13 protein-coding genes and 3 tRNA genes are annotated in these 13,624 nt (G+C 68.2%); 11 read left to right on the top strand and 5 right to left on the bottom strand.

Features of this window, described 5'->3' with window-relative positions:
• The first annotated feature begins 95 nt into the window (after positions 1-95).
• Both ACFYW9_RS39700 and ACFYW9_RS39695 read left to right on the top strand, forming a co-directional pair.
• Positions 96-1,268, top strand: a complete 1,173-nt coding sequence (locus ACFYW9_RS39700; protein ID WP_329299658.1) for a PP2C family protein-serine/threonine phosphatase — start codon at positions 96-98, stop codon at positions 1,266-1,268.
• A gap of 59 nt (positions 1,269-1,327) precedes the next feature.
• On the top strand, positions 1,328-1,783 hold the full coding sequence (locus tag ACFYW9_RS39695) for an HD domain-containing protein (RefSeq protein WP_389159886.1): 456 nt from the start codon (positions 1,328-1,330) through the stop codon (positions 1,781-1,783).
• A 102-nt stretch (positions 1,784-1,885) separates the two neighbouring features.
• On the opposite strand, the gene ACFYW9_RS39690 is transcribed toward ACFYW9_RS39695, so the two are convergent.
• Positions 1,886-3,070 (bottom strand): acyltransferase family protein, encoded by a 1,185-nt coding sequence (locus ACFYW9_RS39690; protein WP_389159885.1) that lies wholly within the window; start codon positions 3,068-3,070, stop codon positions 1,886-1,888.
• Between the two features lie 657 nt (positions 3,071-3,727).
• On the opposite strand from ACFYW9_RS39690, the gene ACFYW9_RS39685 reads away from it, so the two are divergent.
• Positions 3,728-3,922, top strand: a complete 195-nt coding sequence (locus ACFYW9_RS39685) for a hypothetical protein (RefSeq protein ID WP_010986847.1) — start codon at positions 3,728-3,730, stop codon at positions 3,920-3,922.
• Positions 3,923-4,086: 164 nt separating this feature from the next.
• Here ACFYW9_RS39685 and ACFYW9_RS39680 read toward each other — a convergent pair whose 3' ends face one another.
• Positions 4,087-4,479: a DUF6083 domain-containing protein gene (locus tag ACFYW9_RS39680; RefSeq protein ID WP_389159884.1), complete on the bottom strand. Its 393-nt coding sequence runs from the start codon at positions 4,477-4,479 to the stop codon at positions 4,087-4,089.
• A 203-nt stretch (positions 4,480-4,682) separates the two neighbouring features.
• On the opposite strand from ACFYW9_RS39680, the gene ACFYW9_RS39675 reads away from it, so the two are divergent.
• A tRNA-OTHER gene (locus ACFYW9_RS39675) sits at positions 4,683-4,766 on the top strand.
• A 377-nt stretch (positions 4,767-5,143) separates the two neighbouring features.
• Positions 5,144-5,350 (top strand): hypothetical protein, encoded by a 207-nt coding sequence (locus tag ACFYW9_RS39670; protein WP_351623283.1) that lies wholly within the window; start codon positions 5,144-5,146, stop codon positions 5,348-5,350.
• A 191-nt stretch (positions 5,351-5,541) separates the two neighbouring features.
• Here the strand turns inward: ACFYW9_RS39670 and ACFYW9_RS39665 are convergent, their stop codons facing one another.
• Positions 5,542-5,799: a hypothetical protein gene (locus ACFYW9_RS39665; protein ID WP_389159883.1), complete on the bottom strand. Its 258-nt coding sequence runs from the start codon at positions 5,797-5,799 to the stop codon at positions 5,542-5,544.
• 79 nt (positions 5,800-5,878) lie between these two features.
• A complete protein-coding gene (locus ACFYW9_RS39660; protein WP_389159882.1) occupies positions 5,879-6,685 on the bottom strand; it encodes a hypothetical protein in 807 nt (268 codons plus the stop codon).
• Between the two features lie 201 nt (positions 6,686-6,886).
• Here ACFYW9_RS39660 and ACFYW9_RS39655 point away from each other — a divergent pair, with 201 nt between their 5' ends.
• Positions 6,887-8,314 carry a tyrosine-type recombinase/integrase gene (locus tag ACFYW9_RS39655; RefSeq protein WP_389159881.1) on the top strand — a complete coding sequence of 476 codons (1,428 nt, stop codon included), beginning with the start codon at positions 6,887-6,889 and terminating at the stop codon, positions 8,312-8,314.
• A gap of 43 nt (positions 8,315-8,357) precedes the next feature.
• On the opposite strand, the gene ACFYW9_RS39650 is transcribed toward ACFYW9_RS39655, so the two are convergent.
• Positions 8,358-8,431: transfer RNA gene (locus ACFYW9_RS39650), tRNA-Gly, on the bottom strand.
• Positions 8,432-8,582: 151 nt separating this feature from the next.
• On the opposite strand from ACFYW9_RS39650, the gene ACFYW9_RS39645 reads away from it, so the two are divergent.
• The 5 genes from ACFYW9_RS39645 to clpX form a co-directional block, all read left to right on the top strand.
• Positions 8,583-8,659, top strand: a tRNA-Pro gene (locus tag ACFYW9_RS39645).
• A 202-nt stretch (positions 8,660-8,861) separates the two neighbouring features.
• Positions 8,862-10,235, top strand: a complete 1,374-nt coding sequence (gene tig / locus ACFYW9_RS39640; protein ID WP_351862978.1) for a trigger factor — start codon at positions 8,862-8,864, stop codon at positions 10,233-10,235.
• 543 nt (positions 10,236-10,778) lie between these two features.
• Positions 10,779-11,384, top strand: a complete 606-nt coding sequence (locus ACFYW9_RS39635; protein WP_060897745.1) for an ATP-dependent Clp protease proteolytic subunit — start codon at positions 10,779-10,781, stop codon at positions 11,382-11,384.
• 117 nt (positions 11,385-11,501) lie between these two features.
• Positions 11,502-12,182: an ATP-dependent Clp protease proteolytic subunit gene (locus ACFYW9_RS39630; RefSeq protein ID WP_261708770.1), complete on the top strand. Its 681-nt coding sequence runs from the start codon at positions 11,502-11,504 to the stop codon at positions 12,180-12,182.
• Positions 12,183-12,342: 160 nt separating this feature from the next.
• The coding region (gene clpX, locus ACFYW9_RS39625; RefSeq protein ID WP_389159880.1) for an ATP-dependent Clp protease ATP-binding subunit ClpX at positions 12,343-13,624 on the top strand (1,282 nt) is incomplete at its 3' end.

The following is a 13,624-nucleotide window of genomic DNA, read 5'->3' as shown; positions in this document are numbered from 1 at the left end:
CCGGTGCAGTTCTCTGTGAAGTTGAGCGCTAGGAGGGGGGACAAGTGGGACCTCCCGTGCCAAGCGCCTGGTCCGATGGATAGGGTCCCGAACTAATGGCAGCAGGACGAGCGCGGCGCGCTGAAGCCGATACGTTCACGGCCCGGTTGAAGATGCAATGGCACCGGGCCCGCACAGGGCTGCGCAGATCCGCCGTCGACTACTTCCGCGGGGACGGCTCCGACTGGATCGCGCTGGCCGGTCTGCTGATCATGATCCCGGTGATCGCCTCCACGACCCTGGTCAACTCGGTGTGGTGCTCACCCGCCGCCCTGGTCCTGCCGATCGTGGCCGGCGGACTGCTGCTGCGGCCCGCCAGCCTGCTCGGGCTGTACGCGGCCGCCGCCACCGCGCTGATAGTGGAGTCCGTGAAGCTCGGGCCGTACACGGAGGGCCCCTCCCGGGTGACGCCCGGAGTGGTCCTGGTGGTCGCGGCCTGCGGCTTCTTCGGACTGCTGATCGCACAGTTCCGCAGCCGCGTGGGTGTGCCCTGGCGGCGCGGCGGCACCATGCTCTTCGACCTGCGCGAACGCATCCGCGTGCAGAGCAAGCTGCCGAAGCTGCCGGTGGGCTGGCACCGCGAGATGGCGCTGCGCCCGGCGGGCGGCCAGTCCTTCTCCGGGGACTTCGTCGTGGCCGCCCGGACGAACGGCGGCCGGACCCTCGAAGTCGTCCTGACCGACGTCTCCGGCAAGGGAATGGACGCCGGCTCCCGCGCCCTGCTGCTGTCCGGGGCCTTCGGCGGCCTCCTCGGCTCCCTGCCGCCGCACGCCTTCCTGCCCGCCGCGAACGGCTATCTGCTGCGCCAGGACTGGGACGAGGGCTTCGCGACCTCGATCCATCTGGTGCTCGACCTCGACTCGGGCGACTACGAGCTCTTCTCGGCCGGACACCCGCCGGGCCTCCAGCTCAGCGCGGGCAGCGGCCGCTGGGAGGAGAAGGTGGCGGAAGGCCCCCTGCTGGGTGTGTACGACGGCGCCCAGTTCGACCCGGTGAAGGGCTCGCTCCGGTCCGGGGACGTGCTCATGCTGTTCACGGACGGCCTGGTCGAGACCGCCGACCGGGACATCGTCGAGGGCATCGACCGGCTCACCGGGGAGGCCGACCGCTATGTCGCCGGCGGCTTCCACGGCGCCGCCTGGCATCTCATCGAGGCGGTGGCCAGGGACGTCAACGACGACCGGGCCCTCCTTCTCATCTGCCGCGACGCCCTGGCCCCGGTACGCTGACCGCCCCCGCCGATTCCCGCTCCGGAAGCGGCGGCCCGTACCGAGGAGACACTGATCGCGTGACCCGACCTCTCCTGACCCTGGCCGAAGTCGAAGCACTCGCCCGGGCGGCGCACGCGGCCCAGACGGACAAGGCCGGCCGGCCGTACGCCGAGCACCTCCAGGCCGTGGCGGACGGCGTCCGTGAGCGCGGGGGCGACGACGACCAGATCGCGGCGGCCTGGCTGCACGACGCCGTCGAGGACGACGCCCTCACCGAGGACTGGCTGGACGAAGCCGCGCTGAGCCCGGGTACGAAGGACATCGTGCGGGCGCTCACCAGGGTGGACGGCGAGCCCCCCGAGGCGTACGCGCGACGCATCCGCGGCACCCGGGGCGCCCTGCTCGTCAAGGCGTCCGACCTGGCGCACAACTCCGACCCGCGCCGGCTCGCGGTCCTCGACGAGCACACCCGGGCCCGTCTGACGAGGAAGTACGCGGCGATGCGGATCCTGCTGGGGCTGCCGCCGGGCTGAGCGCCGACGCGGAGAAGGGCGGGCCCGCAGTGTCCGGGCCCGCCCTTCTCGCAGGTGTCTCGTCCGCCGGCCGGCCACGCGTCGCCGGCCACGCCCCGGCGGCTACACGCCGGCCTTGGCCCGCTCCCGGGCGGCTTCCGCCGGGTCCCGCTTGAACGCCCACGCCATCTTCGGCTCCATCGAGAACCGGAAGATCCGCTGGACGGGCCGGGTGCACAGGGCGGTGACGAGCGCGGCCGCGAACACCGTCACGAGCAGCTCGCCGAGCGGCTCGTGCAGCCACCCGTGGTCGAACCAGCCCCAGTACTCGGACGCCTTGACGACGAAACCGTGCAGCAGATAGCCGTACAGCGTGCCCGCGCCGAGCGCCGTGAACCAGAACGTGCGCCGCGGCACCCAGGCGAAGAAGCACGCGGTGAGCACCAGCGAGCAGCCGTAGAGCGCGAGCGTCATGACGACACCGGCCCACCAGGGGGCACCCAGCTCCTGGGCGCTGTCGCGGTGGAAGAACCAGGCGGTGTTCATCCGGGGGACCGCCCAGTAGCCCACGAGCAGGGCCGCGGCGAGGACCGGCACCGACAGGAGGCGCACCTCGCGGCGGCGCACCAGCTGGAAGTGCTCGGGCTTCATGAACAGACCGAGGACGAAGAACGGCAGGAACTGCAGCACCCGCTGAAGGTCCAGGTCGTCACCGATCTCGGGGGAGACGGACGCGAGCAGGGCGAGGCACACCGCCACCGGGATCGGCCAGCGGACCAGCTTCCACAGCGGGGTCGTCAGCCGCCAGACGAACAGCGCGACCAGGAACCAGGTGAGGTACCAGGGGTCGAGCAGACTGATCGCCTGGTCCGGGTCGCCCCCGGCGAAGCGGTCGAAGAGCGAGTACGCCGTCTCGAACAGGACATACGGTACGACCACGCCGGTGACCAGCCGCTTCAGGCGGTCGGGGCGCATGTCGAAGCTGCGCGAGAAGTAGCCGGAGATGATGATGAAGGCCGGCATGTGGAAGGTGTACACGACCGTGTACAGGGCTTCCAGGACGCGGCTCTCGCCCTTCAGCGGCTCCCACGCGTGACCCATGGCCACGAGCACGATCGCCAGGTACTTGGCGTTGTCGAAGAAGGCGTCGCGCTGTTTCGCGGGCTTGGCGCCCGGTGCGGTGCCCGTCGCGGCGAGCGCCGTCGCGGACGTCCGGGGCGAGCGCGGGCCCGGCACTCCGTCCGCCGGCCGCTGGGCCGGGGGGAGTGGTGATCTGTGGTGACCGTGGGATCGGAGCGAGTTGGTCACAGGCCCTCCCGCCAAGAATTCAGGGGGACGTTTCCGGACCTCGCTGCGCGAACGGGGGGCGTGGCGGCGTGGAACATCTGAGGCACCCTAGCGTCGTCTGTGCGTTCTCGTAAAACGCCCGATGTCATTCCTGCTTATCGTCTGCGCGTACCCAGGATTCGGAGATGTGTGCCTGCCGATCCGCAAGTGGTTCCGTATATCGATTCGCTTACCGGCGAAGGGTGTTCTGTCCTGATTCATACCGACTAAGCAGCGCATAACACCCGCGGGCGACTCTGGTCATATGTCCAGATTAAGGGGGCTTTGGGAACCCGCATGTCACGCTCACGGTGTGCCTGTGGCAACAATTCGAATTACCTGCGAACAGGATGTGTGGACACGGCAACGGTCGTCGGGAATTCGCCGCCGCGGCACGCCTCGAATTGCGATGCGGGGCTGTGTCCCGCCCGTGTCCCGCCTGTGTCCCGGTGCGGCGCGGGCGGCGCGGGACGGGGTCGCACCGGTGGGGCGCGGGCTCGCCCCCGGGTCCACCCCTGGCCAACGATGCGTCACCTGCCGCATACGAGTGGCCGGTTGGTGGCACGATGGTTCTGGCGGGGGTGTGCGGGGCTGCACCTCCGGGCCGGGAGAGCGACCGACCGTAGGGTGTGATCAGTTGTGGCCATTTCGCTGTCAGTGGTGCTGCTGTTGGCGATCATCCTCGTGGTGCTGATCCGAGGGGGATCCATCAAGGCGGGACCCGCCATCGTCGCGGTGCTCTTCGGCTTCTTCCTCGCGTCGACCGGTATGGCTCCGTCCATCAACCGGTTCCTCGACTCGATAGCGGAGACCATCAACTCGATCAGTTTCTGAACGGGGCGGCGAAAAGCGCCCGACGCCGGAGCGCGGACACGCCGGGCGTGCGCCACCGACCGCGCGCGCCGGCCGCGGACATCCCCGCGCCCGGGAATCCGCTCGATCGGGCACGCGGCGGGCACGGCGGTCCGCGGCCCTCGCGCCGTGATCGACGTCTCACGCTACTCGGGGACGCACATCATGCGGTGGGCCGGCACGACGGGCTCACCCGGGAGCGGATCGACTCCACGGACCCGTACGGCGACGATGTCCGTGGCGATGGGGGATCGGGTCGGAAGCTTCGTCAAGCGCCAGCGGAAGGGCTCTGGGACGTCCTTGGCGGGCAGCTCCACGGTGGCCAGGCTGACCCAGCGGTCGTAGTTCGTGGGCCATACCCGAACCGATGCTCCGCAAGTTGGGCAAGTGGGTGGCTCGATCCATGACACGTCGTCCGGGTCGGGATCGGGTCGCGGGGCGGCCGTGGCCCCGTCGACTTCGGCCATCTCGTTGGCGATGGTGTTCCAGCAGACATCGCAGAGATTGGCCATGAGGTCGATGCGCCCTCGCTCGCGCACGGCGGCGCTCGTGGCACCGCAGCGATCACATGCGAACTGGGATTGATCGGATAAACCCCCCATGTGTTCAAGTGTGGTTGATTCCGGCCGGATTCGAGTAGGTCGCGATTCGGACTCGTTCTCAGCCGCCCCGTGCCGGGTGGCCTGAGGTGGCACCCGGGAAAAACCGGGCTCGCCTGTCTTCGAGTTGGTATGGTCCGCCTGGCCATGAGTCCTCTAGCGGCCTAAGACCCTGCGCTCGGGTTCGCCCGACGCAGAAACCCCGGTTCGAATCCGGGCCGTGGCCACCTTCTTGCCTTCCAGGATGCGGTTCCACCTCAACCCACCTTCGTCGATGGGCACCTGCGCAAGCGTCCTGCGTGCCGTCTTTGAGCTGGGGCAGCGCTTTTGCTGCCTGTCGTCATCTGCCGTTGCCGACCGTCATCGGGAGGCTTCAAGACGTCCCCAGAGGTAGCCCCGCAGAGTCCGACAGCGTGGCCCCTCGATGCGAACTATGGGCGGGGCGGTCACTGAGGTCTGTCAGGCACGTCAGTCGGCTGCTCGGGCCTGGTGACGGTCGTTCGGAGGCGCGGAGGTTGCTGTACTTCGCTGCTGTACGGCACCCCTAGATGGTCCGCCTGGACGGGACAGCATTGACGGCTGGCGCTTGGGTGATCATGAGCACATGGAATCGTGGACGATCAAACACTTCTCCCAGGCCAACCCGGAGGGAACCGGGCAGGATGACGTGCCTGCGCTGCTCCGTAGAGTCGCAGACTCCATCGAAGACCTTGGCTTGGTCGAGGTTCAGGATCTCGTCATGCATACGGAGATCACCGCGGACGGCTATCGGCCAAGTCTTACGGTCTACTACCACGACGCCGAAGACTGATCCGGGCTGTACACGGACGCTTTGCGCTTGGTCCGCTTCCATATCAGGTCGATCGCGGCAACCCTGAGACCTTGCCCAACGCTCTACGTGCTTTTGCAGACCTGCCGCTGAGGTTCGGCGGCGATCGCCGAGATTCGCGTTCGTTGGTGTCAACCGCTGATGTCACGCCCGCACTGGGGGCTTGACGGGCCCTACTCGGTTTCACCGTCACCCATGGCATCGAGCAAACGCTGCCGCGCTGCATCTACGCGGCCGATGTAGTCCGGCATGAAAACCTCGGGCAGCGTCGTCTCAAGGGGCCCGGAGATCGCGTAGATCCCGGACCAAACCGCCCGGTCAGGCACGATGGCGTCGAGCTTGTCGGATCGCATCATGACCTCATAGAGCCAGTCAGACAGGACCAGGGCTTGATCACGCGTGAGCTTGATGAGCACCGAATCCTCGTCCACGTGATCACCGTACAGCGACGGCCACGCGAGCTACTCCCCTGCCGGACGAACGCCCCTACGTCCTGGCGGGGGCCTCATGTCATGAGGCGGGCAACGGGGCTTCCGGGTCGGGCTCCTCCCAGAATTCGGGGCCGAGAGTGTCTTTGAGCAGGGCATACATGCTCTTTCGGAAGTGGGCGGTCACGAGCCATGGGCGGGTGAAGATTCGGATCCCCCCGACCTCACCCGCATCGTTGAGCGTGAAGATCTCGACCAGTTGCTGAACGTGACCGCCGTCCACGTATTCGTCGATCACCACCGCGAATCCCGACCGGCCCTCGATGTCGAGGACGGCACGAACCTTGAGGTCGCTGAAACTCTGCGCCGCTGCTTTGAGGACCGGCCCGACGACAGCCTTCCCCGTCGGCTCTTCGCGCAGGATCGGGGAGTACAGGGTGACGTCCTGCGCCAGCGGCGGGACGGCTGGATGGTCGACCCAAACGGGTGTCGGCCCATCCGGGGCGTACGGTCCGGATCCGAGGCTCGGGTCTGCGAGAGCGGGGTCTGTCTTCGCAATCACTTCGCGCAGAGCGGCCATGAATGGCCACGGCCGACCGTAGACGTCGATGGTGGCGATCAGGCCCGCAGTGTCGCGCCGGGCCAGCGCGACGATCTCTGTCTCTCGTCCGCCGGGGCTCGCGCTGAACACGACCCCCTCCACCTCGTCTCCCTTGAGCCGGACTGTAGCTCTAGGCGCCGCGAGAGCCTGCTGGTACGTACCGAGAGCTGCCACAACAGCGTCACGACCGGCGACGCGGGGTGCAGCCAGTGGAGTCGCAAGAGAGACGTCCTCGGCAAGCGCTGTGGCGGCCTGTCCCGAAAGTGCGGCGTTCAGCTGATCCGGCATCACGCCCTCCTCGTAGTCACGATCAAGGCGAGCCTGGGCTTCGGGGAATACTCGGGCGCGAGGTCATGCCGACGCGCTCGGCGCCGGCGCCCTAAGGCCACCAAGAACCATCTGATGTACCGCGGCTGTACCCAGGCGGTGTCACAGAATCCCCACGCCGCAGCCAGGTCCGTCGCCGCCCTTCCAGCATGCGCCTGGAGCATGGCGCGGCGCATGCTGAAGGACACGGCCGCTCCTTTGCCTGGGAATCAGGGGCCTGGAGGTTCGGGTGCCGGCCCGGCAGAGAGCACGGTGCGCATGGCCAGCGGCTGGCCGGCCAACGGCGCTTCGCTCGGCCAACGCGCGAAGCGATTCCGGAACGCGGGGCTCGGACAGTCGGATCAAGTCCCGGATGAGTTCGCGAGCCAAGTGATGACCGTGGATCTGCTCGGGCGTCAGAGCTTCGGCCTCCAAGAGCGCGGCTGTGGCCTCACCGACGTGTCGCCGCTGCGCGTGTGCTCGCGCCACGTCAAGGAGGAAACGTGCCTGTCGCTCAGGGGAAAGACCCGCTGGTGCAACCTGCTGAGCGACCTCTGGCGCAAGGCCGGCGTCCCCCGACTCCACAGCTGTGCTTACGGCGATCCGGACGCCGGGAAGGTGCCGTTCGGCGCGTACGCCGCCGCCTGGATCAGGGAACGCGAGCTGACCGCCACCACCCGGCAGCTCTACGGCTCTCTGCTGCGGCATCACCTGGAGCCGGCGTTCGGCGCCATCAACGTGGCGGAGATCTCGCCGCCGCTCGTTCGGCGCTGGCGGGCCGACAAACTCGCCGCGGGCACCGGTCCGACGACGGTCGCCAAGGCGTACGCCCTGCTGCGCGCGATGATGGGCACCGCCGTGGCCGATCAGATGATTCGGCGCAATCCGTGCACGATCAAGGGTGCGAGCACGATGCACACGCCGGAGCGGCCGACCGCCACCGTGCAGGAGGTCTACGACCTGGCCGACGCGATCCAGCCGCGCTACCGGGCGCTGGTGCTGATGGCCGGCTTCCTCGGTCTGCGATGGGGCGAGCTGGTCGGTCTGCACCGCCGGGACGTCGACCTGGAGCACGGCTCGGTGCGGGTCCGGCGCGCCGTCGCCGAGTTGTTCAACGGGCGGCAGGAGATCAAGGCGCCGAAGAGTGCCGCGGGCAAGCGCACGGTGGCGATCCCGTCCGCGATCGTCGCCGACATCCGTGATCACTTGGAGCGCTACGCGGAGCCGGGGGCCGACGGGCGCGTCTTCACCGGAGCCAAGGGGGCCACGCCGCGCCGCAACCACTTCAACCTGCTGTGGCGCCGGGCCTGCGCGGATGCCGGGATCAACGGCCTGCATTTCCATGATCTTCGGCATGCGGGCAACACCCTCGCCGCGTCCACGGGCGCGAGCACACGGGAGCTGATGTCTCGCATGGGCCACAGCACCGCCCGCGCCGAGCTGATCTACCAACACGCCAGTGCGGACCGTGACCGGCCGATCGCCGACGCGGTGAGCGGTCTGGTGAAAAAGGGGCGCAAGCGGGGGCGCGTAAGAGCAAGAAGAAAGATCAGAAGCCCAACGGGCACGCTGCGGGCACGGGGACTGATCGGAGCCCCCGGACACGACTAAGGCCAGGCGGAGGATTCGTCCTCTGGCCTGGCCTTACGTCTTTTGGAGCGGGCGACGGGAATCGAACCCGCGTAGCTAGTTTGGAAGACTAGTGCTCTACCATTGAGCTACGCCCGCACGGCACGCGCCGCAGGTCAGCGACCGCGGCACAGAAAGCATCGTAGCGGGTCGACGGCCCGCAACGCACACCCCGTTCCCGTCCGCGTCGGAGCTCGCGAAATGCGGCAGCCGCACTGTCTGCGGGCATGTACCCTACGTGTCGCACCGACGGGGTGTGGCGCAGCTTGGTAGCGCGTCCGCTTTGGGAGCGGAAGGCCGTGGGTTCAAATCCCGCCACCCCGACCACCGGCAGGACCCGCGAAGGATCCGCCCGGACAAGATCACCTTTTGGGGCGTGTACCGCCTGCGGTTACTATGCAAGCTGCGTGCCCGTATGTCTGCAGTGTGTGCGTCTCTCAAGGGCCGCGGAATCCGCCCAGGGCTCTGCCTGGCCGGCAACAGCACGCAGCAGAACCCCCCAAGAAGTCAGCCACAAGGAGACCGAACCGTGAAGAGCGCCGTGGAGACCCTGAACCCGACCCGGGTTCGGCTCACTGTCGAGGTGCCCTTCGAGGAGCTCAAGGACAGCCTCGACGCGGCGTACAAGAAGATCAACCAGCAGGTCACGGTGAAGGGGTTCCGGAAGGGCAAGATCCCGGCGCGCGTCATCGACCAGCGGTTCGGTCGCGGCGCCGTGCTCGAAGAGGCCGTCAATGACGCGCTCCCGAAGTTCTACACCGAAGCGGTCAACGAGGCTGAGCTGAACGTCCTCGGCCAGCCCGAGGTCGACATCACCGAGCTGAAGGACGGCGAGACGCTGAACTTCACCGCCGAGGTCGACGTCCGCCCGACCATCGAGATCCCGGACTACTCCGGCATCGAGGTCGAGGTCGACGCCATCGAGGTCAGCGACGAGGACGTCGAGAAGGCCGTCTCCGAACTGCGCGAGCGCTTCGCCTCGACCTCCCCGGTCGAGCGCGCCGCCCAGGACGAGGACGTCGTCACCCTCGACCTCGAGGCCAAGGTCGACGGCGAGGTCCTGGAGGACGGTGTCGCCAGCGGTGTCTCGTACACCATCGGCTCCGGCGAGCTGCTCGAGGGCATCGACGACGCCGTGAAGGGCCTGGAGGCCGGTGGCGAGGCCACCTTCACCTCCGAGCTCAAGGGCGGCTCCGCGGCCGGCAAGGAGGCCGAGGTCACCGTCAAGGTCACCCAGGTCGCCGCGCGCGAGCTGCCCGAGCTGGACGACGAGTTCGCGCAGCTCGCCTCCGAGTTCGACACCCTCGACGAGCTCAAGGCGGACAGCCGCAAGCGCCTCGAGAACATGAAGCAGTTCGACCAGGCCACGCAGGCCCAGGAGCGCGTCCTGGAGAAGCTGCTGGAGCTCGTCGAGGTGCCGGTCCCCGAGAAGCTGCTCGAGGACGAGATCAACACCCGTAAGCACAACCTCGAGCACCACCAGCTCGGCCAGATGGGCCTCGACCTCGCGAAGTACCTGGAGATCCAGGGCAAGACCGAGGAAGAGTTCGACGCCGAGACCAAGGAAGCCGCGGTCAAGGGCATCAAGACGCAGTTCGTCCTCGACGAGCTCGTCAACAAGGAGAAGCTGAACGTCAACCAGGAGGAGCTCACCGAGCACCTCATGCGTCGCGCGGCCTCCTCCGGCATGTCCCCCGACCAGTTCGCCCAGGCCGTCGTCGAGGGCGGCCAGGTCCCGATGCTCGTCGGCGAGGTCGCCCGCGGCAAGGCCCTCGCGGTCGTCGTCGAGGCCTCCACGGTCAAGGACACCAACGGCGAGATCGTCGACCTGGACGACGAGGAGGACGAGACGGCCGAGACCGTCGAGGCCACCACGGAGTCCGAGGAGACCCCCGAGGCCTGACCGCCTCGCTCGTGATCCTGGACGGGCCCCCGGAGACTTCACGTCCCCGGGGGCCCGTCCGCGTCCCCAGGGGGGCCGAGGACTCCTGTCCGTGGATTCCCGTCCGGGTGCCCGGCTTCTGCCCGCGGGTCCCTGCCGGCGTCCCCGCGGGCGCCGGGGACCCTGTTGCCCGGGCCCCCGCCGGCTTGTCCAGGGGCGCGGGGAACTGCGCGGGCAACCCCCACCGAGCCGCGGCCGCGTCCCGGCTCCCGGGCCCCCGGTGGATGCGGCCTTTCGAGGGGGCCCGCCACGGCCCCGAACCGGTGCCGGAAGGGCGCCCGGGACCCCGGTCGGGCCAGCGCGGCGCATGCGCTCACAGCGAACAGTTCCCTCTGCGGGATTCCCCGGAGGGACCCGCGCGTTAGGGTCCATGAATACGAGGGCAGGGGAGTCTCCGGACGCCGTCGGGAGGCGGCGCGGAACCCGGGGTCCCAGGCCCCTGCAGAAGACGTGAGACGGCCCGGCGCCGTCGCAAGACGAGCAGGTGGATACGTGACGAATCTGATGCCCACAGCTGCCGGCGACCCTATCGGTGGTGGCCTCGGCGACCAGGTCTACAACCGACTGCTCGGCGAGCGGATCATCTTCCTCGGCCAGGCGGTCGACGACGACATCGCCAACAAGATCACGGCACAGCTGCTGCTCCTTGCCTCCGACCCGGACAAGGACATCTACCTCTACATCAACAGCCCCGGCGGATCGATCACGGCCGGCATGGCGATCTACGACACCATGCAGTACATCAAGAACGACGTGGTGACGATCGCCATGGGCATGGCGGCCTCGATGGGCCAGTTCCTGCTCAGCGCCGGTACGCCCGGCAAGCGCTTCGCCCTGCCGAACGCCGAGATCCTGATCCACCAGCCCTCCGCGGGTCTCGCGGGCTCCGCGTCGGACATCAAGATCCACGCCGAGCGGCTGCTGCACACCAAGAAGCGGATGGCGGAGCTGACCTCCTTCCACACCGGTCAGACCGTCGAGCAGATCACTCGTGACTCGGACCGCGACCGCTGGTTCGACCCGATCGAGGCCAAGGAGTACGGCCTCATCGACGACATCATGCCCACCGCTGCCGGTATGCCGGGCGGCGGCGGCACCGGGGCGGCGTAAGCCCCTCCAGCGCCCCCGAGGGCGGCGCAGGGCCCTTTCCCGCTCCCGGGCGGCCCGGGGCCCCCGGCGCGCCCTCAGCCGACCGCTCAGCCCTTTTCAGGCTTTTCAGGAGACACAGTGAACGACTTCCCCGGCAGCGGCCTCTTCGCCCGCACGCAGGCCGAGTACACCGGTCCTCGCGCGGAGTCCCGCTACGTCATCCCGCGCTTCGTCGAGCGCACCTCGCAGGGCGTGCGTGAGTACGACCCGTACGCGAAGCTGTTCGAGGAGCGTGTGATCTTCCTCGGCGTGCAGATCGACGACGCCTCCGCCAACGACGTCATGGCGCAGCTGCTGTGCCTGGAGTCGATGGACCCCGACCGCGACATCTCGGTCTACATCAACAGCCCCGGTGGCTCGTTCACGGCCCTCACGGCCATTTACGACACCATGCAGTTCGTGAAGCCGGACGTCCAGACGGTCTGCATGGGCCAGGCCGCCTCGGCCGCCGCGATCCTGCTGGCCGCCGGTACGCCGGGCAAGCGCATGGCGCTGCCGAACGCCCGTGTGCTGATCCACCAGCCCTACAGCGAGACCGGCCGCGGGCAGGTCTCGGACCTCGAGATCGCCGCGAACGAGATCCTCCGGATGCGTGCGCAGCTGGAAGACATGCTGGCCAAGCACTCGACGACGCCGATCGAGAAGATCCGCGAGGACATCGAGCGCGACAAGATCCTCACGGCCGAGGACGCCCTGGCGTACGGCCTGATCGACCAGATCATCTCCACCCGGAAGATGAACAACTCCGCGGTCGTGTGACGTATCGCTGTATCGTCTGCCGCTCCTTGGCGCGGTTCACGACAAAGTGAACCGCGCCAAGGGGGGCCCGAACGAGGGGCTCGGCAAGGTACCGTCGGACATAAGGCAGCACCAGGAGCCGCTGGATCCAGGCGACTCCCAGGCGAAGGGGAAGCACACCGTGGCACGCATCGGTGACGGCGGCGATCTGCTCAAGTGCTCGTTCTGCGGCAAGAGCCAGAAGCAGGTCAAGAAGCTCATCGCAGGCCCCGGTGTGTACATCTGCGACGAGTGCATCGATCTCTGCAACGAGATCATCGAGGAAGAACTCGCGGAGACGAGCGAGGTGCGCTGGGAGGAACTCCCCAAGCCCCGCGAGATCTACGAGTTCCTCGAGGGGTACGTGGTCGGGCAGGAGTCGGCCAAGAAGGCCCTCTCCGTCGCGGTGTACAACCACTACAAGCGCGTCCAGGCCGGCGAGAACAGCACGGGCCAGAACCGCGAGGACGCCATCGAGTTGGCGAAGTCCAACATCCTCCTGCTGGGCCCCACGGGCTCCGGCAAGACGCTCCTCGCCCAGACCCTCGCGCGCATGCTGAACGTTCCGTTCGCCATCGCCGACGCGACGGCGCTGACGGAGGCGGGATACGTCGGCGAGGACGTCGAGAACATCCTGCTGAAGCTGATCCAGGCCGCCGACTACGACGTCAAGAAGGCCGAGACCGGGATCATCTACATCGACGAGATCGACAAGGTCGCCCGTAAGAGCGAAAACCCGTCGATCACGCGCGATGTGTCGGGCGAGGGCGTGCAGCAGGCCCTGCTCAAGATCCTCGAGGGCACGACGGCCTCGGTGCCGCCGCAGGGCGGACGCAAGCACCCGCACCAGGAGTTCATCCAGATCGACACGACGAACGTGCTGTTCATCGTGGGCGGTGCCTTCGCGGGCCTGGAGAAGCTCATCGAGTCCCGGGCCGGCGCGAAGGGCATCGGCTTCGGCGCGACGATCCGCTCGAAGCGCGAGCTGGAGTCCAAGGACCAGTTCGAGGCCGTCATGCCGGAGGACCTGGTCAAGTTCGGCATGATCCCCGAGTTCATCGGCCGTCTCCCGGTCATCACCTCGGTCCACAACCTGGACCGCGAGGCCCTCCTGCAGATCCTGGTCGAGCCGCGCAACGCCCTGGTGAAGCAGTACCAGCGCCTGTTCGAACTCGACGGCGTGGAGCTGGACTTCGAGCGTGAGGCCCTGGAGGCCATCGCCGACCAGGCCATCCTGCGCCAGACCGGCGCCCGGGGCCTGCGCGCCATCATGGAGGAAGTCCTCCAGGCCGTGATGTACGAAGTCCCGTCCCGCAAGGACGTGGCCCGCGTCGTCATCACCGCCGACGTGGTCCTGCGCAACGTCAACCCGACCCTGATCCCGAGGGACGCCCGCCGCGGCGGCCCCGGCGAGCAGAAGACGG

It is taken from the genome of Streptomyces sp. NPDC002698, assembly GCF_042888945.1.
Taxonomy (GTDB): domain Bacteria; phylum Actinomycetota; class Actinomycetes; order Streptomycetales; family Streptomycetaceae; genus Streptomyces.
Note: the sequence above shows the minus strand (reverse complement) of the source record. Positions and strands in the feature narration are given on the sequence as shown.